We start from the raw sequence: 23,670 nt of genomic DNA, 5'->3' as shown, positions 1-23,670 counted from the left end.
AGACTTAAATGTAATATTTGAAATACATCAAAGCACGAGTTGCATCGGAATATCGCGGATCCCACCGCGATCGCGAATATCACTTTGCGCAATAAAGCCAAAGCGCTGATAGACAGGCAGCGCATTCACCGCCGAGTTGACAGTAAACGTGCCGGGATTTCCCTTCGCTAGACACTCAGCTTTAGCATGCTCCCACAGCTGACGCGACAGGCCTTGCCCCTTGGCAATATCCGCCACAAATAGATGATAAAGATGACTGTTATCCTTCATCCCCACCACACCGACGAGTTCGCCAGCCTCATTGATTGCAACATGATATTGGTAACCTAAGGCAAAATAATGAGCCACCGACTCAACCGACATGGCTTTGACTAAGGTTTCAGCGCCAACATCTGTGCACGTAGGAGCGATATAAACTTGTGTAAGCTGCGTGATTAATGCGCTTATTGCCTCAATATCTGTTTTACTCGCCGCTCTGATCAGCATCTTCACTCCTTGCATAAGTCCAGTGTTTAACTGGCTACGATTAACAATCCTAGTATAAAAAAGCCAGAACAGAGTTCTGGCTTAGGCAACAAGATAAAGGGACCAAAAAACGAGTATTTAGTCCATCATCCTCGATTACTTTTTCGTCCAGCTGTCCATCCAACGGAACACGTTCGCGTACCATTGTTCTAGGTTTTCTGGCTTTAAGATCCAGTGGTTTTCATCAGGGAAAATTAGCAGCTCTGATGGAATACCCTTACGCTGCATAAAGCTAAATGCAGCTAAACCTTGGCCATAAGGCACACGGAAATCCTTCTCGCCATGGATAACCAGCATTGGCGTCTTCCAGTTTTCCACATAATTTACTGGGTTGAACTTCTCATATAAGGCTTTGTTATCTGAGTAAGTGCCGCCAAACTCATGCTCTGGGAACCATACTTCTTCGGTCACATAGTACATGGAGCGCATATCGAACAGACCCGCGTGGTTAACGAGGCACTTAAAGCCATCGTTCCAGTTGCCTTGGATCCAGTTCATCATGTAGCCGCCGTAAGAGCCACCCAAGGCACAGGCATTTTGTGGATCGAGCCATTTTTGTTGCTGGCTCACCGCAGCCAGACCTTTTTGTAAGTCTTCTAATGGCTTACCGCCCCAATCTTGGCTGATAGAATCGGTAAAGGCTTGGCCATAACCGGTTGAACCGTGGAAATCCACCATCACAACGCCATAACCCGCGCCTGCCCATAACTGAGCATTCCAACGACCACTGAAGGCGTTACCAAATGAACCTTGTGGACCACCGTGGACTAAGTATGCAATAGGATACTTTTTGCCTTCTTGGTAGTTAGCAGGTTTGATCCAGTAACCGTAAACATCTTCGTTATTCCAACCCTTAAAGCTAAATTGTTGGAATTCACCGAATTTGATTTCGGCCAGTTTATCTTTGTTGACTTCAGTCAGACGTTTCAGGCCTTGGCCATCGGTGTTGATGCGGTACAGATCGCCCGGCTCAACTAAGGTTTTGCTGTCGAAGATCAGTTGATCGTCGGCGATCGCAATCAGGCTATTGCTGCCGTCGCTGTAGACAGACTGCACATCACCAAACTGAGTATTCACTTTGAAAATAGACACTTGGCCAATGTCCTGCGCCGTCACATATAAAGTGCGATTGTCCGGTGCAAACATCAGCGAGCTTGGGCTTCTGTCCCACAGCGGTGCCACTTCCTTCGACTGTCCAGTGCTAGTATCACGCAGCATAATGCGGTAACGGTCAGCTTCGAAGCCGGGTTTAGTCATCGCAAGGTACGCCATGTAGCGACCATCGCTTGAGAATGTTGGCTGGGCGTCCCAAGCAATGTTATCGGCAGTTAAGTTAGTGGCCTTGCCACCGTTCACGCTCACCTGCCACAGATCGTAGTTTGTGGTCCAAGCTTGATCTTTACTTGGCGCTTTGGCGCTGTACACCACATATTTACCGTCAGGTGTGAAGGTCACTTCTTCCATGCCTGAGAATGGCTTAGGTGGCGTTTCTGTATCTAAACCTTGGGTGATGTCCACCACTTTGGTCAGCTTCTCACCGTTAAGGGCACCCACGAATAAGTGATTACGGGCATGATCTTCCCAGGTGTCCCAGTGACGCACCATCAACTGCTTGTATTCACGACCCGTCGATTTACGCTCTTCTTCAGCCTTAAATTTATCTTTTGAACAAGCTAAGTCGTTACACTCTGGGAAGACGCGCATGCTAAGCACGATTTGCTTGCCATCGTTAGAGAGTTTGTAACCATCGATATCCAATGGCAGATCAGAAACCTGCTGCGCTTCGCCGCCCGTTAATGGCAGTTGGAACAGTTGGCTTGAACCGCTGCGGCTGGCGAGGAAATAAATTGATTTGTCATCGTTTGCGAAGTTGACATCGTGCTCAGTACCCGCAGCCGAGGTGATCTGCATCGGTTTAGCATCCGCTTGCGTCAGATCGAGAATATATAAATCCGAGCTCGCCTCTCCCTTGTCATTAACGGTTTTCAGGCCGTAGACCAATTTTGTGCCGTCATGGGACACCGCGGCTGAATGCAATTTGTTGAGTTTAACCAGCTGTTGCACAGTAAAAGGCTTAGGATCGGCCGCGTGGGCAGAGCAGGCCAAACCTGCCGCGCCAAGCGCCAATAGGAGAGGAGCTATTTTCATTGTTATATCCATCTTTTGTTAAACACATTCGGTAGTTGTACCGAATGAACGGTCAAAACGATCATCAATCGTCTTTGTGAAGATAAGTTTGCCACACTAACGAAACAAAAACGCTCAAGCAAGCCAAAAGGCGTACTTGAGCGTATTTTTTTGTGACAAATTGTCAGTCTGCATCGAATGGCGTCATTGAGTGCCACTCGCCGCCCTTTCCCGCTCGAATTCCGCTCAAAAAAGCGACATTTTTGCAAGAAGGACATTCGCTTAGGCCATTTGCTTAGGCTTTGGCGTTAGCGATATTCACTTTCCAAATCGCTGGGCCAGTTTCATGGGCATTCACGCCGTTTGAGTCTACCGCCACAGTCACTGGCATATCTTGTACGTCAAACTCGTAAATTGCTTCCATACCTAAGTCGGCAAACGCCACTACGCGGGATTTCTTAATGGCTTTCGACACTAAGTAAGCCGCGCCGCCCACAGCCATCAGGTACACAGCTTTGTGTTTCTTGATAGACTCAACGGTCGCTGGACCACGTTCAGCCTTACCAATCATGCCCATCAGGCCGGTTTTATCCAGCATCAGATCGGTGAACTTGTCCATACGGGTCGCGGTAGTTGGGCCAGCAGGACCCACAACTTCGTTACCGACTGGGTCAACTGGGCCCACGTAGTAGATAAACTTGCCAGTAAAGTCCACGCCTTCTGGTAAACCTTCACCGCTTTCAATCAGGCTTTGGATACGCTTATGGGCAGCATCACGGCCGGTGAGCATTTTACCGCTTAACAGGATGGTTTCACCGCTCTTCCACTGCTCGATATCCGCTTGAGTGACAGTGTCTAAGTTAACGCGGCGCACATCGCTACCCACTTCGCGGGTGATTTCTGGCCAGTCGCTCAGCGATGGAGGCGCAAGATCAGCAGGACCCGTACCATCTAAATGGAAGTGAACGTGGCGAGTTGCGGCGCAGTTCGGGATCATCACTACAGGCTTTGATGCTGCGTGGGTTGGCGCAGATTTGATTTTCACGTCTAACACTGTGGTTAAACCGCCAAGCCCCTGCGCACCAATACCTAAGTTATTAGCACGTTCGAAAATGTCTAAACGCAGTTTTTCTTCGCTGGTTTGTGCACCGCGCGCCATTAATTCATGAATATCCACGCTTTCCATCAGCGCTTCTTTCGCCAGCACCGCGGCTTTTTCAGCGGTGCCGCCAATACCGATGCCGAGCATACCTGGAGGACACCAGCCCGCGCCCATGGTTGGCAGCGTTTTTTCAACCCAAGCAGCGATATCATCAGATGGGTTTAACATCACCATCTTGGCTTTGTTTTCACTGCCGCCGCCTTTGGCAGCAATAGCCACTTCCACATGGTTGCCTGGCACCATATCGATATGCACCACGGATGGGGTGTTGTCTTTGGTGTTTTTACGGCTACCCGCAGGATCTGCCACAATCGATGCCCGCAATGGGTTATCTGGGTTGGTATAAGCACGACGCACACCTTCATCGACCATTTGCTGCACGGTCATATCGGTTTTGTCCCACTTAACCCCCATACCAATCTTAACGAAGGTGGTCACAATACCCGTGTCTTGACACAGTGGGCGTTTACCTTCGGCAGACATACGCGAGTTAATCAAAATTTGCGCAATCGCATCCTTCGCCGCCGCACTCTGCTCACGCTCATAAGCTTCGCTCATGGCATCAACAAAATCTTTGGGATGATAATAGGAGATGTATTGCAGGGCATCGGCCACACTTTCAATAAAGTCGGCTTGTTTAATCACTACATTTTCAGACGTTTCATGGTGAGATGACATAGTAGGTGCGCTCCAGCAGCCTTTAGGGCCTTACTTGTTTTTTTGTGTAATTCTTTCTGGGCCAATATGATACTCTTTCCCATCTTTTTGGGCTACATCACATTTTTAGATAGGGTTAATAGATGGCAAATAGGGCGGCATTACCGCTGGCAGTACGCCAACTTGACTGGACTTTCAGCACAGCAGCAATCTTCGAACACTTTGCGGCAGAACCTTGGGCCATATTGCTCGACTCGGCCAATGCGCCCCATCAGGACGCTAAATTCGATATGATTTGCGCAGGTCCCATCGCTACCCTGATCACCCAAGGCGAGCTGACTGACATTCGAGTTCATCTGCCTGAATTAGCCAAGCCGACCCATCTCAGCCCGCAGGATGACCCATTTTCGCTGGTCAAACAGCTGCTGCGCCATTGGTATCCACAATCCTTTGCCTGCGATTTGCCCTTCAGTGGTGGCGCCATGGGCAGCTTTAGTTATGATTTAGGCCGCCGAATTGAGCTGCTCCCCAGGACCGCGGCGCAGGATATTCACCTCGGCGAGATGAATATTGGCTTTTACGACTGGGCATTGATTTTCGATTATCAGCAGCAAAGCTGGTTTATGGTGCACTATTTGGGTGAAACCGCGCTAGAAGCTCAGTTGAAAATAATTGATGCAAAAATTGCCCACACCACAAAACAGGCGGAATTTCTTCTCACCAGCCCTTGGTCAGCGCAGCTCACCAAAGCCCAGTACACCACAAAATTTAATCAAGTTCAGGCGTATCTGCATAGTGGTGATTGCTATCAAATTAATTTAACCCAGCGTTTTGAAGCAGAGTATCAAGGCGATGAATGGACGGCCTACTGCAAACTACGAAGTGCCAATCAAGCGCCCTTCTCCGCCTTTATGCGACTGGATGACAATGCGATTTTATCGATTTCGCCCGAGCGTTTTATCCAGCTGCGCGGTAACGACATTCAAACCAAACCGATTAAAGGTACCTTGCCACGTCATCCCGATCCTGAGCAGGATAAACAGGTAGCTCACACACTCGCTAACTCGCCTAAAGATCGCGCCGAAAACGTGATGATTGTGGATTTACTGCGTAATGATATCGGCAAAGTCGCGGCGCCCGGCTCGGTGCAAGTGCCACATTTATTTGCCATAGAAAGTTTTCCTGCGGTGCATCATTTAGTGAGTACTGTCACCGCTAAACTCGCCCCACAATACCACGCCAGTGACTTGCTGCGGGCGGCCTTTCCTGGCGGTTCGATTACCGGAGCGCCGAAAATTCGCGCGATGGAAATTATTGAAGAACTGGAACCCTCACGCCGCAGTCTGTATTGTGGTTCCATGGGGTATATCAGCCAAGATGGACAAATGGACACCAGTATCACCATACGCACGCTAGTGGCTGAGCAAGGTAAACTCTATTGCTGGGCGGGCGGCGGCATAGTCGCCGACTCGAATGTCGATGCCGAGTACCAAGAAAGCTTCGACAAGATAAGCCGAATTTTACCCTTACTCGATAGCCCTCAATAAGCGTCAGCGCACGAATAGGAAGCCTATGGATCAAGCGGAATTTAGACTCAGATTTAATCTGCATCCCTTAGCCTCGCAAGATCCTGCGGCTATTCCTCACCTAGGGTTACGTAAAGCCGCGGTACTCATTCCATTGCAGGAAATCCAAGGCGAGCTGAATCTGATTTTAACCCAAAGACCGATGCACCTTAGGGCGCATCCTGGGCAAATTAGTTTTCCCGGCGGCAAGATTGAACCCAGTGACAGCAGCGCCATTACGGCCGCGCTGCGGGAAGCAGAGGAAGAAATCGGTTTGTGTCGTGAAAATGTTGAGGTAATTGGCACCTTCCCCGCGCACAATACTTTTACAGGCTTTGAAATCACCCCGGTGGTGGGCATGATTAAGCAGGATTTTGCCTTAAGGCTCGATCCCGGTGAAGTCGCCGACTGTTTTCGCGTGCCGTTAAGCTTTTTTATCGAACCGCAAAATCGCCACCGCAAACAGTTTTTACGCCAAGGGCGTTACTACAGCGTGCATTTTATTCCCTATCAGCAGCGCTTTATTTGGGGCGCGACGGCAGCGATCATCGATCACCTCTGCCGCCATTTGAGTTTCCCCGAGGATATGTTGTAGACAACACTCAAGCCTAACAATGGTTTATATAACAAAGTGTACATACAACCCCGCCACCAGCGAGGTTAATAGCAGTAAGGGAATATTGAACCAATAGCCGAGTTTGCTGTGGTGGGCGACATAGTAATTAAACGCCAGACTGACTAAGCTAATGGCGCCGCAAATCCAAATAAGATACTGCAACGTTTGAGTCTCGTGTGGGTCCCAGTACATTCTTACCGAAGTACCTTGGTTAAAAAAAGCACCTACCTCACGTTCTGGCCTTGCCTCGCCAAAAACCAGTAGTGCATAAACCGCCACAGCCCAACCTAAGATGGATAATGTCGCGAGGATGAGCTGAAATATTTTGACTTTCCTCATATCGCCTCCGAACGTTTAACACACCATATAGCTCAATATTAGTAATATTAACCTCAGGATACCTTTTTCAGCTTGAGAAAAGCCACCAGCAAGGTAATATAAACCTCCAAAAATTTTCATATAAAACGTTTCGTTGGAGAACTAAGCAACAATGAGCATTGCATCGGTCGCTTCTGTATTTAAAGGTGAGCACGCAGTTGGTTCAACAGTCACAGTCCGTGGCTGGGTCAGAACCCGTCGTGACTCTAAAGCTGGCATCTCTTTTTTAGCTGTTTATGACGGCTCCTGCTTTAATCCTATCCAAGGTGTTGTGCCAAATAGCTTAGAAAATTACGACAACGAAGTGTTAAAGCTGACAGCTGGCTGCTCGGTGATCGTAACCGGTGAGATTGTGGAATCTCCTGGCGCTGGCCAAGCCTATGAGCTGCAAGTTACTCAGGTTGAAGTAACTGGCTGGGTTGAAGATCCAGACACTTACCCAATGGCGGCTAAACGTCACTCTATCGAGCATTTACGCGAACTAGCGCACTTACGTCCACGTACCAACATTATTGGTGCCGTTGCCCGCGTACGTAACTGTTTATCTCAAGCGATTCACCGTTTCTATCACGAAAACGGTTTCGTATGGGTGTCTACACCGCTGATCACCGCGTCGGACTGTGAAGGCGCGGGTGAAATGTTCCGTGTATCCACACTGGATATGGAAAACCTGCCACGCACTAGCGACGGCAAAGTTGACTACGACAAAGATTTCTTCGGTAAAGAGGCGTTCTTAACCGTATCTGGCCAGCTGAACGGCGAGACTTACGCCTGCGCCCTGTCAAAAATCTATACCTTCGGCCCGACTTTCCGTGCTGAAAACTCAAACACTAGCCGCCACTTAGCGGAATTCTGGATGGTTGAGCCTGAAGTGGCCTTCGCCACCTTAAGCGATATCGCTAGTCTTGCCGAAGGCATGCTGAAGTACGCCTTCAATGCGGTATTAACTGAGCGTATGGACGATTTGCAATTCTTCGCCCAGCACGTGGATAAAACCGTGATTGAGCGTCTGCAATCTTTCGTATCGAGTGATTTCGCCCAAGTAGATTACACCGATGCAGTTGAGATCCTGCAAAAATGTGGACGTGAGTTCGAATTCCCGGTCTCTTGGGGTATCGACTTATCCTCTGAGCACGAGCGTTATCTGGCCGAAGAACACTTCAAAGCCCCTGTGGTTGTGAAGAACTATCCAAAAGATATCAAAGCCTTCTACATGCGCCTTAACGAAGACGGTAAAACCGTTGCCGCGATGGACGTGTTAGCCCCTGGCATCGGTGAAATCATCGGTGGCTCGCAACGTGAAGAGCGTTTAGACGTGCTGGATATGCGTTTAGAAGAAATGGATCTGAACAAAGAAGATTACTGGTGGTACCGCGATCTGCGTCGTTACGGCACAGTGCCACACGCAGGTTTCGGTCTGGGCTTCGAGCGTTTAGTGTCTTACGTAACGGGCGTATCTAACATCCGCGACGTGATCCCATTCCCACGCGCACCACGCACTGCTAACTTCTAATGTGTCCGTGATAAGACACATTCTTTAAAACGCGCCTCGGCGCGTTTTTTATTGGCCTGTAAAAATGCGTTAAAATTCATCACTCGGTCAAACTCCTTCGCCTGAGTCCTTGCACTTTAGGGGGCAAGAAATCTAAGATGGCTGCGGCTAACTTATGTGCTTTGCGCAGATAACAGCCCTGGGCAGAGAGTCGCCTATTGTCGTTAGTAAGCGAGTTGCAAAGGCAACTCAACAGCATTTTGCTCAATCGAGGAATCATAATGTCAAAAATCAATTTACTTTTGCTGTGCGGCGGTGGAAGTGCGGAACACGATATTTCCCTACTGTCGGCTAATTATTTTGAAACCTCATTAGCAAAATCCGAGCAATTTAATGTATTGCGCGTGGTACTGGATAAATTCGGTCAATACCAAACCGCCGCTGGCGATGACTGTGAGCTGAACAATAACCGCGAAATCCGCTTCCGTGATGAGACCAAGGCGCCTTGGCCTGTGGATTATGTGATCCCTTGCATTCACGGCTATCCGGGCGAGACAGGTGATATCCAGTCGTACTTTAATCTTATCCAACTGCCCTACTTTGGTTGTGAATCCGAAGCCAGCAGCAACTGCTTTAACAAGATCACCGCTAAAATGTGGTTCAGTGCCTTAGGCATTCCTAACACGCCTTATATCTTCTTAAATCAATACGATGATGAAGCGATTGCCCAAACCCAAGCGGCGCTAGAAAACTGGGGATCGATTTTCGTCAAGGCCGCATCCCAAGGATCTTCTGTCGGTTGTTATAAGGTTGATGACAGCAGCAAAGTCGCAGGCGTGTTAAAAGATGCCTTTGGCTATGCGCCCTATGTGATTGTTGAGAAGACCATTAAGGCCCGTGAGCTGGAAGTCGCGGTCTATGAGTATCAAGGCGAAGTGGTTGCGACGCTGCCGGGCGAAATCATCTGTGATAGCAATACCTTCTACACCTTCGATGAGAAATACGCCAAAAGCAGCAAGGCGCAAACCGATGTAGTCGCGCAAAATGTGCCAACTGACATCAGCGAGCAGATCCGCGCCTATGCGATTAAAGCCTTTAAGGGCATGAAGCTGCGCCATCTGTCACGCATCGACTTTTTCTTAACCCAAGATAATGAAATCCTGCTCAACGAAATCAATACCTTCCCAGGTTCGACGCCGATTTCGATGTTCCCTAAAATGTTACAAAACCATGGGCATGATTTTACCGAATACTTAAGTTTGGTGATTAACGGCCAGTTAGCTGCAAAGTAATCTCTTCACCCGCGTTGAGGTTAAATAACACTAAGCGCGCCAATGGCGCGCTTAGTGTGATAAAGGAGGTGGTTGAATCGATTATGAACGTGGCGATATGGCCGCTTGTTTAGCCAACAATTCAAAAAACGCCGCCTTGGGCATAGGTTTATAAAATAAATAGCCTTGGATTTCCTGAATATGGTTTTCCATCATCACCTTAAGTTGTTCTTGGGTTTCAATACCTTCGGCTGTCACGCTAAGATCTAACGCATGACTTAACCGTACCATCGCTTCGATCAAAGCAATATGCCGCTCGCCCTCTCCCAATCGGTCAACAAAGCTCTTATCGATTTTAATTTGATCGATGGGGAAATTGGCCAAATACGATAGCGATGAATAGCCAGTACCAAAATCATCCAGAGAAATTTTAATGCCCCTTGCACGTAACTCATTAAGCACTTGAATTAGGTGCGCATGTTTTTTCATTAGCAGGGATTCTGTGATCTCTAAGGTAAGCAACTCGTAGGGAAAATCCTCTACTCCTAATTCGTCAATAATATCGGCAAAGGAGTCGCAAAACTCATCCTGTAACTCATGGGACCAAAATTCAAAGGTTGACACATTTATCGCTAAACTGATCGCCAAGCCACGTGCTTGCATATCGATAATGGTTTTCATCACCGCTTGTCGTACGCTTCGACCAATATTAACGATTAAGCCACTGTTTTCGGCAATCGGAATAAACTCATCAGGGGGAATAAACTTTCCTTCATGCTGCCAGCGCAATAACACTTCTGCTCGAACAATTAAGCCTGTCGTGGCATCGACTATCGGTTGAAAATAGAGCTCAAAGGCATTTTGTTCTAACGCTTGTTTTAACAGTGTGTGTAAATTCGCAATTCGCTCAGCATCTTGCTGCATTTGCTCGGTAAAAAAATGATACCGATTACGACCATTTGCCTTTGAGATATACATAGCTTGGTCGGCGCAGTTTAACAGTTGCTCTAAATCCAAGGCATCTTCAGGGAAACGCGCAATCCCAATACTTACCGAACTATACACACCTTTGTCGTGGGATAATTCGTAACGCCGATAAACTTGTTTATTGATCTTATCCGCCAACTGCGACAGTTCTCGCTGGGTAACAATCCCGGGGAGTAAGATGGCAAACTCATCGCCACCTAAACGCGCAAACACTGTCTGCTCATTTAAACAACTTTTAACCAATTCAACCATTTGTACCAATAAAACGTCGCCCTTATCATGGCCGTAGGTATCGTTAACTTGTTTAAAATTATCCAAGTCCATCAACATAAAGCTAAATCCCGGCGTTAAACTGTCCGTAGAAATAAGCTCTTGGATTTGTCTAAATAAAGCATTGCGATTTGCAAGGCCAGTTAATGAATCATTATTGGCTTGATATTTAATAAGTTGAGCGGCCTTTTTACGTTCGCTGACATCGGAAAAAAGCCAAGCAAAGCCGTTTTCGCTACTATGGGATTCACGAAAAACCGTGACGGTTAAATCGAGATAAAAAGTCTCGCCATTATTACGTTGCCCAATCAGTTCTCCCTGCCACATTTTCCCCTCAGCAAGATGCTTAAACAGTGAAGCGATTTCGTGAGGTTCGGAGGGAGAAAAAAATTGCTCAGGATTAAACTCAATACTTTCAGATGGTTGAGAATAAACCATCTGAGTAAAAGCATCGTTTGCATAAAGGACAGAATGGCTAGCATTGGTGATAACGAGAGCAAGGGGCAGCCGATCAAATATTTTCACAGCAAGTCGCTGAAACTCTAACGAACGACTGCGTTCTATGGCTAAACTCGCCAGTCTTGCCGCTTCCGCGATTAAGATTAAATCCGCGGATGTAGGAGATTTAGCCTCTTTGTAATACATGGCAAAGGTACCGAGCACCTTGCCTTGAGTATCTTTGATAGGCTCAGACCAACAAGCCCTTAATCCGTGTACGAGTGCAAAGGATTTATACAAGGCCCAATAGGGGTGATGTTCAATGTCCTCAACAATCACCCGCTCGCCCGTATAAGCCGCAGTACCACAAGAACCAACCTCAGGACCAATTTCTACCCCGTGGATAACTTGGTTATAACTGTCGGGTAAATGTGGCGCGGCGCCAGTGAGTAACTTTTTACCGTCTTCACTGAGCAATAATACGGAAGCATGTGTACCTAAACGCTGATCTTCAATTTTTAACACTAAAGCATGGAGAATTTCTGCTAAAGGAGCGCCATTTAGCAACATGGAAAGAATACCGTTATAGCATTCTAGACTGACGCTTTGTTGAAAATGGGCAGTTATTTTATCAATACAGCCCGTAACCTGCATTCCTTCGTCCATAAAACCCTTAGTCATTTAGCGTTTAAGTTAACGACCTTACTAAGGTGAAAAACCTTTGTAAATTAAGGGTGAATTTTAGGTACTAAAACACACTAAAGCAACCTTTCAATCAGCGATAAAAGCTTGCTTTAGTGTTACAAGAAGTGAAGCTTACTCTTGAATACGCTCGAGTTTTGCCAGATAAAAACCATCAAATCCTGTATCGGCAGGGCTAATTGTCTCATCTTCAAGCAAACGGAAGTTTGGATTTTCCGCTAAAAAAGCATCCACTTGACCGCGATTTTCACAGGGGAAAATTGAGCACGTCGCGTACACCACAATCCCTCCGACCTTCACCATGCGGCTATAGCTGCTTAAGATATGCTTTTGCAGCTCCATCAATACCGGTAAACGCTCGGCGGTATCACGCCATTTTGCATCGGGATTACGCTTTAATACCCCAAGGCCTGAACATGGCACATCGAGCAGAACGCGATCGGCACTGAGTTTTAAACGCTTAATGGTTTTAGAGCCGACAATTAATCGGGTTTCGATATTATGGGCACCATTACGGCGGGCACGTTCTTTAAGGTTATCGAGTTTCCATTGCTCCACATCCATCGCCAATAAACGCCCTTTTCCTTGCATCTGCGCGGCGATATGCAAGGTTTTACCGCCAGCACCCGCGCAGGCATCGATCACTCGCATACCGGGTTTGGCATCTAGCGCAGCGGCCACTCGTTGTGAGCCAGCATCTTGCTGCTCGAACAAACCGTCTTTAAAGCAGTTAGTGCGAAACAGCGCCGAATCTGAGGTCACTTCAAGAGCGGAATCAACCCCCTCGACCGTTTGGGTGGTGACAAACTCGGCCGCCAGTTTTTGTGCTAACTCATCACGAGTCACTTTAAGGCCATTGACCCGCAGGAAACGTTTTGGCGGAGTGCTTAATGCGGCGCGCTCCTTCTCCCAGGATGCACCAAGCTGGGCTTGACCCATAGCATCTAACCACTCAGGGCAACCATCCCAAAGCACTGGGTTACTCTTAGCCTGTTCGATACGCTCGGCTAAACGCTCGGCATCGACCGGCAAGGAATACTGCATTTTTGGTAGTTCTAACTTGTGGAATAAGTGCCAGACATTAAGCAACTTGGAGCCTAAACGCTCCATTTCTTCGGGCTTTATTTCCGCTAAGAAACAATACAGATTTAACCGGCGCAAAATATCGCCCGTTACAGTCGCGATCCGTGCCTGTTCGGCAGGTACTAACTTTAGCCCCGAAAAATGCTGAGAATAAGCCCGGTCTAAGGGTTTTCCTTCGCTTAGCACCATAGCTAAGATATTGATCACTAATTCATTCGAGCTGGCAGAAAGCGGAGAATTCAACATTTACAGGTCACCGTGAGTAATAAAACCGGAGGATCATAGGAGGTCAGACACTATTACGCAAGTAAACAGATACCTAGTTGCCGTTTCGGAACAAAAAAGTCCAATAAAAAAGCGATCCTTGGGGATCGCTTTTCTCGAATCGGCCGATGCAGTTACATTTTAGAACCTTTCGCACCGTAAAACAGGATAAAACCGTAGCACACCACTGGCAGAATAAAGGCCAATTGAATACCTAAGTTATCGGCTAATACGCCCTGTAATAATGGCACAATCGCACCACCTACAATGGCTAAACAGAGAATACCGCTACCCTGCGAAGTGTGGGGGCCTAAGTCACGCAGTGCTAAACTGAAAATGGTCGGGAACATAATTGAGTTAAATAATCCCACACCCAAAATCGCCCACATAGCAACACTGCCACTGGTAGTCATAGCAACCAGCACTAGCAAAGCCGCCATAAAGGCGTTGAAGGCAAGCACTGTGCCTGCGGGGATTTTTTGCATTACCGCCGAACCAATAAAGCGGCCGACCATAGCGCCACCCCAATAATAGGCGATGTAATGGGCCGCTTGCTCCTCTGGCATGCCAGCTATGTGTGATTCACCAAGGAAGTTGACTAAGAAGCTGCCAATCGAGACTTCTGCGCCCACATAGACAAAAATCCCCACCGCTCCCAGCACTAAATGCGTGCTTTGCAGTGCGCTGGTCTTGCCTAAATAAGTTTGTGCTTCGCCCGCAGCGGCTTCGCTGTGTTCACGGATCACTGGCAAATCTAACTTCGCGAAAATAATCGCCAGTACCGCAAGTGCCGCAGCCAACAATAAGTAAGGCAACTTAACCACTTCTGCCTCGGCATTGGCTTGCGCTAGTTCAGAAGATGCCGTCGCTGCCACGGACAAAATCAAAATCGAGCCAAAAAATGGTGCAACCGTGGTCCCTAAAGAGTTGAATGCTTGAGTCAGGTTTAAACGGCTCGATGCGGTCTCGCTGCTGCCAAGCGCATTAACATAGGGGTTAGCCGCCACCTGTAAAATGGTGATCCCTGATGCTAATACAAACAGCGCGCCGAGGAATAAACCGTAGATTGCAAGGGATGCGGCAGGATAAAATAGCCCACAACCAAGACTCGCAATCACTAATCCGGTAACTATACCTTTTTGATAGCCTAACTTTTTAACCAACTGGCCTGCGGGAATCGACACCAAAAAATAGGCGCCAAAGAAACAAAACTGGATCAACATCGCTTGGGTGTAATTGAGTGAAAACACCGCCTTAAGATGGGGGATCAGGATATCGTTCAAACAAGTGATAAAGCCCCACATAAAAAACAGTGAGGTCAATGAGACTAACGCAAAACGATAATTACCGTTTCCCGCCTCGCTCACGCTGCTCGTGTGGCTGCTGGTGTTAATAGATGACGCCATAGTTGTGCTCTCTAATCATGTTTTTATTATCTAAAGGGAATGTCCCTTAGGCGTTTTCGTACAACGACAGGCTGCTACAATCAACTTGTGCTGCCCGTCCGAAGTGGTGTTATGCCCAGTCGAAACTAGTTCAACAACGCATAAAAGCAGGCGTAGGCCGAAAATGTCAATGTATTAGCGCTTCTTTGCGCAGTTTTCAGACCGTGACCTGTGATTTCTTGCTGGATGCTAAGTGCATTCAAGGGTAACTCAAGATCGATATCTTGCAGGTTGAAGCATACCAGTAACTTTTGTTCTCCGAGGGTACGCACAAACACCAATAACGGCTCTGGCACATCGAGAAACTCGATCTCCCCTTCGATTAAAATAGGATAGCCTTTGCGCCACGCGAGAAACTGACGATAGCTATGCAATACCGATTGACTATCCGCTTCCTGCACATCGACAGCGAGCGCCTGATGAGCCGGTGCCACGGGCAACCAAGGTGAGACTTGGCTAAAGCCATTAAAATCAGCATATTGTTCCCATGGAATTGGAGTTCGGCACCCATCTCGCCCCTTAAACATCGGCCAGAAGGTTTTACCGAAAGGGTCCTGCAATTCATGGAATTCGATTGGCGCTTCGGTTAAGCCTAGTTCTTCCCCTTGGTAACTACACACGCTGCCGCGAAGTGAACAAAGCATCGCATTAAGCATTTTGACCATATCACGGGTTTGTTTGCCCTGCCCCCAACGGCTAGCAACCCGCTGCACATCATGATTTCCAATCGCCCAGCAAGGCCAGCCGTCACCGATACTCGCTTCCAAGGCTTCTACCGTTTGGCGGATATAAGCAGCGCTATAGTCATCGGTCAGCAGCTCAAAACTGTAGGCCATGTGTAAGCGGTCTTCGCCCTTGGTGTAGGCAGCCATCACGGCGAGTGAATCCTCAGCAGAAACTTCACCTAAGGTCACAGCCCCCGGATAGCGATTGATTAACTGGCGTAATTCTTCAATAAATAGAATTGTTTGTGGGCGATCGTTATTGTAGTAATGGTACTGATAGGCATAGGGATTATCTTCACTAAAGCCGCGCCCTTGGCGTTTATCCTTAGGTTTGGCCGGATTATCCCTAAGCTGTTCATCGTGATAACAGAAGGTAATCGCATCTAAGCGGAAACCATCGACCCCCTTCTTCAACCAAAACTCCACATTATCTAACACGGCTTGGCGTACTTCAGGATTGTGGAAGTTGATATCGGGTTGGCTGCGTAAAAAGTTGTGCAGATAATATTGTTGTCTGCGCGGTTCCCACTCCCAAGCGCAACCACCAAAGATCGCTAACCAATTATTTGGGGCGGTGCCATCTTCCTTAGGATCAGCCCATACATACCAATCGGCCTTAGGATTGGTACGGCTCTCACGACTCTCGATAAACCACGCATGTTGATCGGATGTATGACTTAATACTTGATCGATAATGACTTTAATACCGCGTTGATGGGCTTTTTCAATCAGCTCATCGAAATCCTGCATCGAACCGAATAAGGGATCGACCTCGCGATAATCACTGATATCGTAACCAAAGTCGGCAATGGGGGATTTAAAAAAGGGTGAAATCCAAATGGCATCCACATTCAGGCTGGCAATATAATCCAACTTAGTAATGATCCCGCGAAGATCGCCTACGCCGTCGCCATTGGTATCTAAAAGGCTGCGTGGATAGACTTGATAAATCACGGCTCCACGCCACCAGGTTAACTCACTCATAATGCCCCTTTATCCTTATTCTTCAGCGAGCTACCCCAAAAATTCTCACACCAGCAGTTACAATCATGTTACTGCGGAGTAAAGGCGCTACGGCTTGTATTAGTGGCAACGAGCATACGTGAACAAGGAAATAAGGTTCAATACGCCTGCATACGTATGCAAAGCAGGCTATCATTAGATTTGTCTGATTGAGTTAAAATTAACCCTTTACTAACATAAGGTTGCATTAAATCAACCAGAGATTAAATCGGACTTTTTTTGGTCAAAAACGGGGTTTTAGCGGTCGCAGGAGCTATTGAATACGTATGCACAATATTGTGAGGCCAAGATTCTCGGGAGTAGTATCTTCACCGTTGCATAACAATTTGGTCATAAACGCAGCACTTATGCAGTCAATTAAGCGCCGAAATACCAAAAAAGGCCGCATAAACAATGCGGTAATAACGATAAAACGCTCTACATAAGCGGTAAAAAGCGACTTCAAGGGGAAGATAGAAATGATGCGATTTAAACCCAGCTTGCTGACCTTAGCACTCGTTGCTGCAGGCGCCAGTATGCACACCTACGCAGCAGATGATACTACTGCACAATCGACAGCAACCAAAGACGAAAATATAGAAGTCATTCAAGTGACAGGTATTCGCCGTAGCTTGCAAGAATCCCAATCTTTAAAAATGTCATCTTCTTCTATCGTTGAAGCGATTTCTGCTGAAGATATTGGTAAGTTACCTGATGTGAGTATCGCCGAATCGCTTGCCCGACTACCAGGCGTCTCAGCCCAACGTTTAGATGGTCGTGCAAACGTGATTTCGATTCGCGGAATGGGACCCGATTTTACCACAGCAACACTCAATGGTCGTGAACAAGCCTCAGTTAACGATAACCGCAGTGTTGAGTTTGACCAATATCCATCCGAATTACTTAACCGTGTCGTCGTGTACAAAACACCAGATGCATCGGTAATGGCACAAGCTATTGGCGGTACCGTTGATATGCAAACCATTAGCCCTCTTTCACATGGTGAACAAACGATTGCGGTTGCAGTGCGCGGTGAAATGAACGACCTGGGCGCACTCAACAGTGGCTCCGACGACAAAGGTTACCGCGGTAGTATTTCTTATATTGACCAATTTGCCGATGATACCTTAGGTGTCGCCATTGGTTATGCTCGCATGATGTCTCCCAACCAAGAAGAACGTTGGCAAGCATGGGGTTATCCAGATAATGCTAATGGTGACAGTGTATTAGGTGGCGCAAAACCCTTTGTTCGCTCGAGTGAATTAGAGCGTGATGGCCTACTGGCTGTGGTTGAGTATGCACCAAACGACCGTTTCCATTCTACATTGGATGTCTATTACTCAAAATTTGTAGATGACCAACGTTTGCGTGGTATTGAAATCCCTGCGGCATGGGGAACCAATGGCGGTGTCGTCGCCACCACCACAGTAGATGGTTTAGTGACAGAAGGCGTTATCAAAGGAGCTGAAGTTGTTGTCCGCAATGACGTGAACAAACGTGACGCAGATTCCTTATCTATCGGCTGGAACAACAAATTCAGCATTAATGATAGCTGGAACCTTGAAGCTGACGTGTCACTCTCTAAGGCAAATCGTACCGACATCGGTATGGAGAGCTACTCAGGCACAGGTCGCGGTACAGGTGTTGGCGCTGTTGATGACTTAAGCTTTGCCTACAATGGTAAAGGCGGATATGTTTTCGACCATAACCTTGATTATGCAGATAAAAATGTAATAAAACTCGGTGATCCTCTCGGTTGGGGTAGTCCACTTGGCGCCAACACTCAGGACGGTTTTATTAATAAACCTGAAATTGAAGATGAACTAAAATCTTTCCGTCTCAGTGCCGAATATGTGCTCGACAGTGGCGCAATTCGTAGTGTTGAATTTGGTGTTAACCGGACTGATCGTGACAAAACCAAAGTTGACAAGGGCTACTATTTAACCCTTAAAGGCTATGATGGTTCTGCCGATTACACTATGACAGTACCAGATCAGTACTTACTTGATCCTACTTCCCTCGCCTTCTTTGGCATGGGCGATGTACTCAGCTATGACTCTTTAGCTTTCTATAACGACGGCAACTATATAGAAACCGACGTCGCCGATGTGGATTTAAGCCGCGCGACCAACTCTTGGGCAGTACAGGAAGAAGTCACAACAGGCTATGTGTTAGCAAATTTAGAGTCTGAAGTATTCGGTATTCCATTCACTGGTAATGCTGGCTTACAGGCGGTTTATACCGATCAATCATCAGATGGTACTGTTGCCACAGTAGAAGCTGGCAAAGTGATTTTAACTCCGCGTACCGCGGGAGACTCCTACGTAGAATGGCTGCCAAGCTTAAACTTAAGCTTTGAAGTAGCTGAAAGCCAAGTGGTGCGTTTTGCAGCTGCGCGAACATTAACCCGTTCACGCATGGACAAGATGAATGCCAACCTGAACTACAGCTATAACCAAAATCCAAATGATGGCGTTAACTGGACAGGAAACGCAGGTAATCCAGAACTTCGTCCTTGGTTAGCACGTCAGTATGATTTAAGTTACGAGAACTACTTTAGTGATCAAGGCTATTTCTCTGTTGCAGTGTTTTATAAAGACCTAGAGAACTATGTTTACGATCAAAAAGTCGATTTCGACTTCAGCACCCTATTCCCAGGTGTACCAGGTAATCCAATCGGCGTAATCACACAACCTCAAAATGGTGAAGGTGGTTACGTTCAAGGGGTTGAGGCCGCCGTCTCCTTAGACTTTGGTATGTTTGCCGATGTACTCAGTGGCTTTGGTACAGTGCTAAGTGGTTCATACACTGACAGTGAAGTAAAAGAAACACCAACAAGCGAACCAACAACGTTGCCAGGCTTGTCTGAAAAAACCTTAAACGCAACCGTTTATTATGAAAATTCAGGCTTTGAAGCACGTATCAGCTCACGTTATCGCAGTGACTTCCTTGGTGAAGTGACTAAGATCAGTTTGCAACGTGAAAACGTGAACATTAAAGCCGAAACAGTAGTTGATGCCCAAGTGAGTTATGACTTTAGCGAAAGTGGAATTGAATCACTGTATGGATTATCAATTCTTTTCCAAGTCAACAACTTAACCAATGAACCTTTCACATCATACACAGGTTCGGATCAACGTTTAGTTCGCGATTATCAAAACTATGGCCGTAACTTTATGTTAGGCGCTAACTATAAGTTCTAATAGTTTAGGTACCAAGCCTCTGCAATCTATTGCAGAGGCTTTTCTCTTTATTGTTCCACTATCAGTAATTTCCCATTTAGTCATCAGCCTTAAACCTCAACTAAAGGGCTTAGATCATGAGTCAAATCAAAGATATTGTCATTGTAGGTGGCGGCACTTCGGGCTGGATGACGGCCGCATTATTAGCGAAATTATTTAAACACACCCTTAACATTACTCTCGTAGAGTCAGAAGATATAGGCACCATTGGTGTTGGAGAAGCCACTATTCCACCACTGCAGTTATTCAACAGTGTTCTTGGGATCCCCGAAAACGAATTTATTCAAGCAACCCATGCCACCTTTAAACTCGGTATTCAATTTGAACACTGGGGTAAGCAGGGTGATAGCTATATGCACGCTTTTGGTAATATAGGAAAAGATATTGGCTATACGCAGTTTCACCAATACTGGCTCAGTACTCAACCCGAGATGATGGCATCATTTTGGGATTATTCACTTAATTACCAAGCCGCCTTAAACAATAAATTTCAATCTCTTGAACAAATTCCCCATTCGCCTCTCTCTGGTCTCACCCACGCTTACCATTTTGATGCCGCACGCTACGCTTTGCTTTTACGACAATACAGTGAAAAGTCAGGAGTAAAACGCATTGAGGGTAAAATTGAATCGGTAAATTGTGCCGCTAATGGACATATTACAAACCTAACGCTGGTTTCTGGAAACTCAGTTCAAGGCGACTTTTTTATTGACTGTTCAGGCTTTGCTGCCCTATTGATAGGAAAAACACTTAATGTGGGCTATGAGAGTTACCAAGATTGGTTACTGTGCGACAGTGCATACGCTGTCCCAAGCGAAAAGGCCTGCGAGATAAAACCTTATACTCGTGCTATCGCCCATGAGGCGGGTTGGCAATGGCGGATCCCGCTGCAACATAGAACAGGAAATGGCATTGTTTACAGTAGCCGCTATATGAAAGACGAAGAGGCGAAAGCAAAACTACTATCGACACTTGAAGGTAAACCTCTCGCTGAACCGAAAAAAATATCCTTTATCCCTGGCCGTAGGCTTAAACAGTGGCAACATAATTGTGTTGCTATAGGTCTCTCAAGTGGTTTTTTAGAACCTCTTGAATCTACAAGCATTCATTTAGTGCAATCGGCCATCATTCGCTTAACTAAACTGTTTCCCCACCAAGGTGTAGTCCAAGCAACAGTGGATGAGTTTAACCGGCAGTCCCAACTGGAATTCGAACAAATCCGCGATTTTATTATCTTGCATTATTATCTCAACCGACGTTCAGATTCTGATACCGACACGCTATGGAGCGCCTGTCAGCAAATGCAGATACCTGAAAGCTTGCAACAGAAGATTAGCCTTTTTAGCGAAACAGGCGCTATTTTTAGGCACAAGGATGAACTCTTTACGGAAGCCGCTTGGGTTCAAGTGATGTTAGGACAGGGAATCATCCCTACAGATTATAATCCACTCGCAAACACAGTCGCCCCTGAGGCTTTAACTGAATTTTTAAGCAATATCAAAGTGATAATCAAAAACACCGTAAGTAATATGCCAACCCATGAACAGTATCTCGCACAGCTAGTTTAAGCCTCATCAAGTAAAGAAGCCTAAAAGTGTAAATACTTGACTTACTTGGCACTGAATAAGGAACAATTATGGTCTTCACACGACGACATCTACTACTCAGTATTAGCTTTTTAATCAGTTGGAATACTCAAGCAGGGACAATCGATTCTACAGCGTTATTATCAGCCAATCTCAGTGCTAGTGAAGTCAATTCAACAGCCCCTTTAACTATCGAACCGCTCTCTTGGTGGGCGGGCATGCATAATCCTAAGTTGCAACTAATGCTCCACAATAATGCCGTGCCCACGGATGCTGCGCAGCTTAAGGTTGAGATTACTAGCAAAGATGTGGTGTTTGAAGGGATTGAGCAGACAGATAATCCCCATTATTTGTTTATCAATTTAGACTTGCGCCAAGCCAAGCCACAGACCTTTGACATCCGCATTTTCGCTGGCAACAAACAGCTCTTCCAACTGCCTTACACTTTAGCGGCACGGGCAGAAGGCAGCCGTGAGCGCCAAGGTTTTAGTAATAAGGACGTGATTTACCTTATCACCCCAGACCGATTCGCCAATGGCAACCCAAGCAATGACAATCAAGCGGATATGCTCGAGCATGCAGCACCAGAAAATGCCGATGGTCGCCATGGCGGCGATATTGAAGGTATTCGCCAGCACTTAGATTACTTAGCTAAACTGGGCGTTACTCAGCTGTGGATCAACCCACTGCTTGAAAATAACCAAGCCCAATACTCCTACCATGGTTACGCCATTACCAATCTTTATCGGGTCGACCCGCGTTTTGGCAGCAATCAGGATTACCAAAGGTTAGTCACTGAGGCCAAACAACATGGCCTTGGAGTAATTAAAGACGTCGTGCTTAACCATATCGGCTCAAACCATTGGTGGCTAAAGGATTTACCGAGCAGTGACTGGCTCAATTACCCGCAGCATCCCGATGCAAAAAACGCCACAACGTCTCCTGCGGCCAGTTTTACCAGCCTCAGTTCTACCAACCCGGGCTTTACCAGTCATAGACGCACCACAGTGCAAGATCCCTACGCCGACATGCAGGATAAACGGGATTTTGTCGACGGTTGGTTTGTCGGTTCGATGCCCGATCTTAATCAACGCAATCCAAAGCTTGCGACTTACCTTATTCAAAACAGCATTTGGTGGGTGGAATACGCGGGGCTTTCGGGAATTCGTGAAGACACCTACTCCTACGCCGATAAAGCCTTTTTAGCCCAATGGTCAAAAGCCTTAATGGCCGAATACCCACATTTTAATATTGTCGGTGAAGAGTGGACCGCCAATCCCATTACCGTCTCCTATTGGCAAAAAGGCAAAATCAATGCCGATGGTTATACCTCAGATTTACCGAGCCTGATGGATTTTCCACTTTATGAAAAGCTACTTGAAAGCCTGAACGAGCCAGAAGGCTGGGATACTGGTTTTATCAAGCTTTACGAGATGTTAGCGAATGATGTGGTGTATGCGAACCCAAGCCAGTTAGTCCTCTTTGAAGGTAACCACGATACCAATCGGATTTATAGTCTGCTAAAAGAAAACCTGCCGTTGTATCAAATGGCCCTCACCTATGTAATGACAGCCAAACGTATTCCGCAGCTGTTTTACGGCACAGAAGTATTGATGACCAGCCCAACCAAAGATCGCCACGACGGTGTAGTGCGTAGTGATTTTCCGGGTGGCTTTGCCAATAGCAAAGTCAACGGTTTTAGCGGTAAAGGACTAAACGCTAAACAGCAACAGGCCCAAGCATTTATTCGCACCCTGCTTAATTACCGTAAGCATTCAGCCGCGCTGCAAACGGGCGATTTACTGCACTTTGTGCCACAAAACGGCATTTATGTGCAATTTCGATGCGCCGCCAAACAGGCCGCAGCGGGCAATGCCTGCTACCAAGCCGATGCGGATAAAGTGATGGTGATTTACAACAAGAATGACCAAGCACAAACGCTGGATTTAAGCCGATTTAGCAAGGTATTGGCGGGTAATAGCTCTGCTATTTCTGTATTCTCGGAGGATAAGTTCGAGCTGAATCAATCACTTGTTCTGCCCCATGCTGGCGTTATGATGCTTGAACTCAATCATCAATAACCCATACTCAATCAAGCAGCTAAGCATGCTTAGCTAACAGCGCGGCCAAACC

15 protein-coding genes are annotated in these 23,670 nt (G+C 46.9%); 7 read left to right on the top strand and 8 right to left on the bottom strand.

Features of this window, described 5'->3' with window-relative positions; translation table 11 throughout:
• Positions 1–27: 27 nt before the first annotated feature.
• The 3 genes from SHD_RS15535 to SHD_RS15525 form a co-directional block, all read right to left on the bottom strand.
• Positions 28–486: a GNAT family N-acetyltransferase gene (locus SHD_RS15535; protein ID WP_039978528.1), complete on the bottom strand. Its 459-nt coding sequence runs from the start codon at positions 484–486 to the stop codon at positions 28–30.
• A gap of 135 nt (positions 487–621) precedes the next feature.
• A complete protein-coding gene (locus tag SHD_RS15530) occupies positions 622–2,673 on the bottom strand; it encodes a dipeptidyl-peptidase 5 (protein WP_039978527.1) in 2,052 nt (683 codons plus the stop codon).
• A 274-nt stretch (positions 2,674–2,947) separates the two neighbouring features.
• Positions 2,948–4,492 (bottom strand): fumarate hydratase, encoded by a 1,545-nt coding sequence (locus SHD_RS15525; RefSeq protein ID WP_023267977.1) that lies wholly within the window; start codon positions 4,490–4,492, stop codon positions 2,948–2,950.
• Positions 4,493–4,614: 122 nt separating this feature from the next.
• Here SHD_RS15525 and pabB point away from each other — a divergent pair, with 122 nt between their 5' ends.
• Together pabB and SHD_RS15515 are read left to right on the top strand one after the other, a co-directional pair.
• A complete protein-coding gene (pabB, locus tag SHD_RS15520; protein WP_023267976.1) occupies positions 4,615–6,018 on the top strand; it encodes an aminodeoxychorismate synthase component I in 1,404 nt (467 codons plus the stop codon).
• Positions 6,019–6,043: 25 nt separating this feature from the next.
• Complete coding sequence (locus tag SHD_RS15515) at positions 6,044–6,631, top strand: CoA pyrophosphatase (RefSeq protein WP_023267975.1); 588 nt, start codon at positions 6,044–6,046, stop codon at positions 6,629–6,631.
• A 24-nt stretch (positions 6,632–6,655) separates the two neighbouring features.
• On the opposite strand, the gene SHD_RS15510 is transcribed toward SHD_RS15515, so the two are convergent.
• Positions 6,656–6,991, bottom strand: coding sequence for a hypothetical protein (locus tag SHD_RS15510; protein ID WP_023267974.1), 336 nt, complete (start codon positions 6,989–6,991; stop codon positions 6,656–6,658).
• Positions 6,992–7,142: 151 nt separating this feature from the next.
• On the opposite strand from SHD_RS15510, the gene asnS reads away from it, so the two are divergent.
• Together asnS and SHD_RS15500 are read left to right on the top strand one after the other, a co-directional pair.
• The gene (asnS, locus tag SHD_RS15505; RefSeq protein ID WP_023267973.1) at positions 7,143–8,543 is read left to right on the top strand and encodes an asparagine--tRNA ligase; all 1,401 of its coding nucleotides are present in this window, start codon (positions 7,143–7,145) and stop codon (positions 8,541–8,543) included.
• 260 nt (positions 8,544–8,803) lie between these two features.
• Positions 8,804–9,814, top strand: a complete 1,011-nt coding sequence (locus SHD_RS15500; RefSeq protein ID WP_023267972.1) for a D-alanine--D-alanine ligase — start codon at positions 8,804–8,806, stop codon at positions 9,812–9,814.
• Positions 9,815–9,895: 81 nt separating this feature from the next.
• Here SHD_RS15500 and SHD_RS15495 read toward each other — a convergent pair whose 3' ends face one another.
• The 4 genes from SHD_RS15495 to SHD_RS15480 all read right to left on the bottom strand — a co-directional run bounded on the left by SHD_RS15495 (position 9,896) and on the right by SHD_RS15480 (position 16,691).
• Entirely contained in the window at positions 9,896–12,154 is a 2,259-nt protein-coding gene (locus tag SHD_RS15495) for a sensor domain-containing phosphodiesterase (RefSeq protein ID WP_039978526.1), read from the bottom strand.
• A gap of 150 nt (positions 12,155–12,304) precedes the next feature.
• The gene (locus SHD_RS15490) at positions 12,305–13,519 is read right to left on the bottom strand and encodes an RsmB/NOP family class I SAM-dependent RNA methyltransferase (protein ID WP_023267970.1); all 1,215 of its coding nucleotides are present in this window, start codon (positions 13,517–13,519) and stop codon (positions 12,305–12,307) included.
• A gap of 152 nt (positions 13,520–13,671) precedes the next feature.
• Complete coding sequence (locus SHD_RS15485; RefSeq protein ID WP_023267969.1) at positions 13,672–14,943, bottom strand: sugar MFS transporter; 1,272 nt, start codon at positions 14,941–14,943, stop codon at positions 13,672–13,674.
• A 125-nt stretch (positions 14,944–15,068) separates the two neighbouring features.
• Complete coding sequence (locus tag SHD_RS15480; RefSeq protein ID WP_023267968.1) at positions 15,069–16,691, bottom strand: alpha-glucosidase; 1,623 nt, start codon at positions 16,689–16,691, stop codon at positions 15,069–15,071.
• Positions 16,692–17,188: 497 nt separating this feature from the next.
• On the opposite strand from SHD_RS15480, the gene SHD_RS15475 reads away from it, so the two are divergent.
• The 3 genes from SHD_RS15475 (at position 17,189) to SHD_RS15465 (ending at position 23,618) form a co-directional block, all read left to right on the top strand.
• Complete coding sequence (locus SHD_RS15475; protein ID WP_023267967.1) at positions 17,189–19,912, top strand: TonB-dependent receptor; 2,724 nt, start codon at positions 17,189–17,191, stop codon at positions 19,910–19,912.
• Between the two features lie 116 nt (positions 19,913–20,028).
• Positions 20,029–21,519: a tryptophan halogenase family protein gene (locus SHD_RS15470; RefSeq protein ID WP_023267966.1), complete on the top strand. Its 1,491-nt coding sequence runs from the start codon at positions 20,029–20,031 to the stop codon at positions 21,517–21,519.
• A 68-nt stretch (positions 21,520–21,587) separates the two neighbouring features.
• Positions 21,588–23,618: a glycoside hydrolase family 13 protein gene (locus tag SHD_RS15465; RefSeq protein ID WP_023267965.1), complete on the top strand. Its 2,031-nt coding sequence runs from the start codon at positions 21,588–21,590 to the stop codon at positions 23,616–23,618.
• Positions 23,619–23,670: the final 52 nt, after the last annotated feature.

The sequence above is a fragment of the Shewanella decolorationis S12 genome, from assembly GCF_000485795.1.
GTDB classification, from domain to species: Bacteria; Pseudomonadota; Gammaproteobacteria; order Enterobacterales; family Shewanellaceae; genus Shewanella; species Shewanella decolorationis.
This window is presented reverse-complemented; position numbering and strand designations above follow the sequence as displayed.

Bases quoted from the DNA above. Each gene is read 5' to 3' on its own strand.
- SHD_RS15500 (WP_023267972.1), top strand. From the start codon at position 8,804: ATGTCAAAAATCAATTTACTTTTGCTGTGCGGCGGTGGAAGTGCGGAA.
- SHD_RS15515 (WP_023267975.1), top strand. From the start codon at position 6,044: ATGGATCAAGCGGAATTTAGACTCAGATTTAATCTGCATCCCTTAGCC.
- SHD_RS15490 (WP_023267970.1), bottom strand. From the start codon at position 13,519: ATGTTGAATTCTCCGCTTTCTGCCAGCTCGAATGAATTAGTGATCAAT.
- SHD_RS15470 (WP_023267966.1), top strand. From the start codon at position 20,029: ATGAGTCAAATCAAAGATATTGTCATTGTAGGTGGCGGCACTTCGGGC.
- SHD_RS15495 (WP_039978526.1), bottom strand. From the start codon at position 12,154: ATGGACGAAGGAATGCAGGTTACGGGCTGTATTGATAAAATAACTGCC.
- SHD_RS15480 (WP_023267968.1), bottom strand. From the start codon at position 16,691: ATGAGTGAGTTAACCTGGTGGCGTGGAGCCGTGATTTATCAAGTCTAT.
- SHD_RS15510 (WP_023267974.1), bottom strand. From the start codon at position 6,991: ATGAGGAAAGTCAAAATATTTCAGCTCATCCTCGCGACATTATCCATC.
- SHD_RS15525 (WP_023267977.1), bottom strand. From the start codon at position 4,492: ATGTCATCTCACCATGAAACGTCTGAAAATGTAGTGATTAAACAAGCC.
- SHD_RS15535 (WP_039978528.1), bottom strand. From the start codon at position 486: ATGCTGATCAGAGCGGCGAGTAAAACAGATATTGAGGCAATAAGCGCA.
- pabB (WP_023267976.1), top strand. From the start codon at position 4,615: ATGGCAAATAGGGCGGCATTACCGCTGGCAGTACGCCAACTTGACTGG.
- SHD_RS15475 (WP_023267967.1), top strand. From the start codon at position 17,189: ATGATGCGATTTAAACCCAGCTTGCTGACCTTAGCACTCGTTGCTGCA.
- SHD_RS15530 (WP_039978527.1), bottom strand. From the start codon at position 2,673: ATGAAAATAGCTCCTCTCCTATTGGCGCTTGGCGCGGCAGGTTTGGCC.
- SHD_RS15485 (WP_023267969.1), bottom strand. From the start codon at position 14,943: ATGGCGTCATCTATTAACACCAGCAGCCACACGAGCAGCGTGAGCGAG.
- SHD_RS15465 (WP_023267965.1), top strand. From the start codon at position 21,588: ATGGTCTTCACACGACGACATCTACTACTCAGTATTAGCTTTTTAATC.
- asnS (WP_023267973.1), top strand. From the start codon at position 7,143: ATGAGCATTGCATCGGTCGCTTCTGTATTTAAAGGTGAGCACGCAGTT.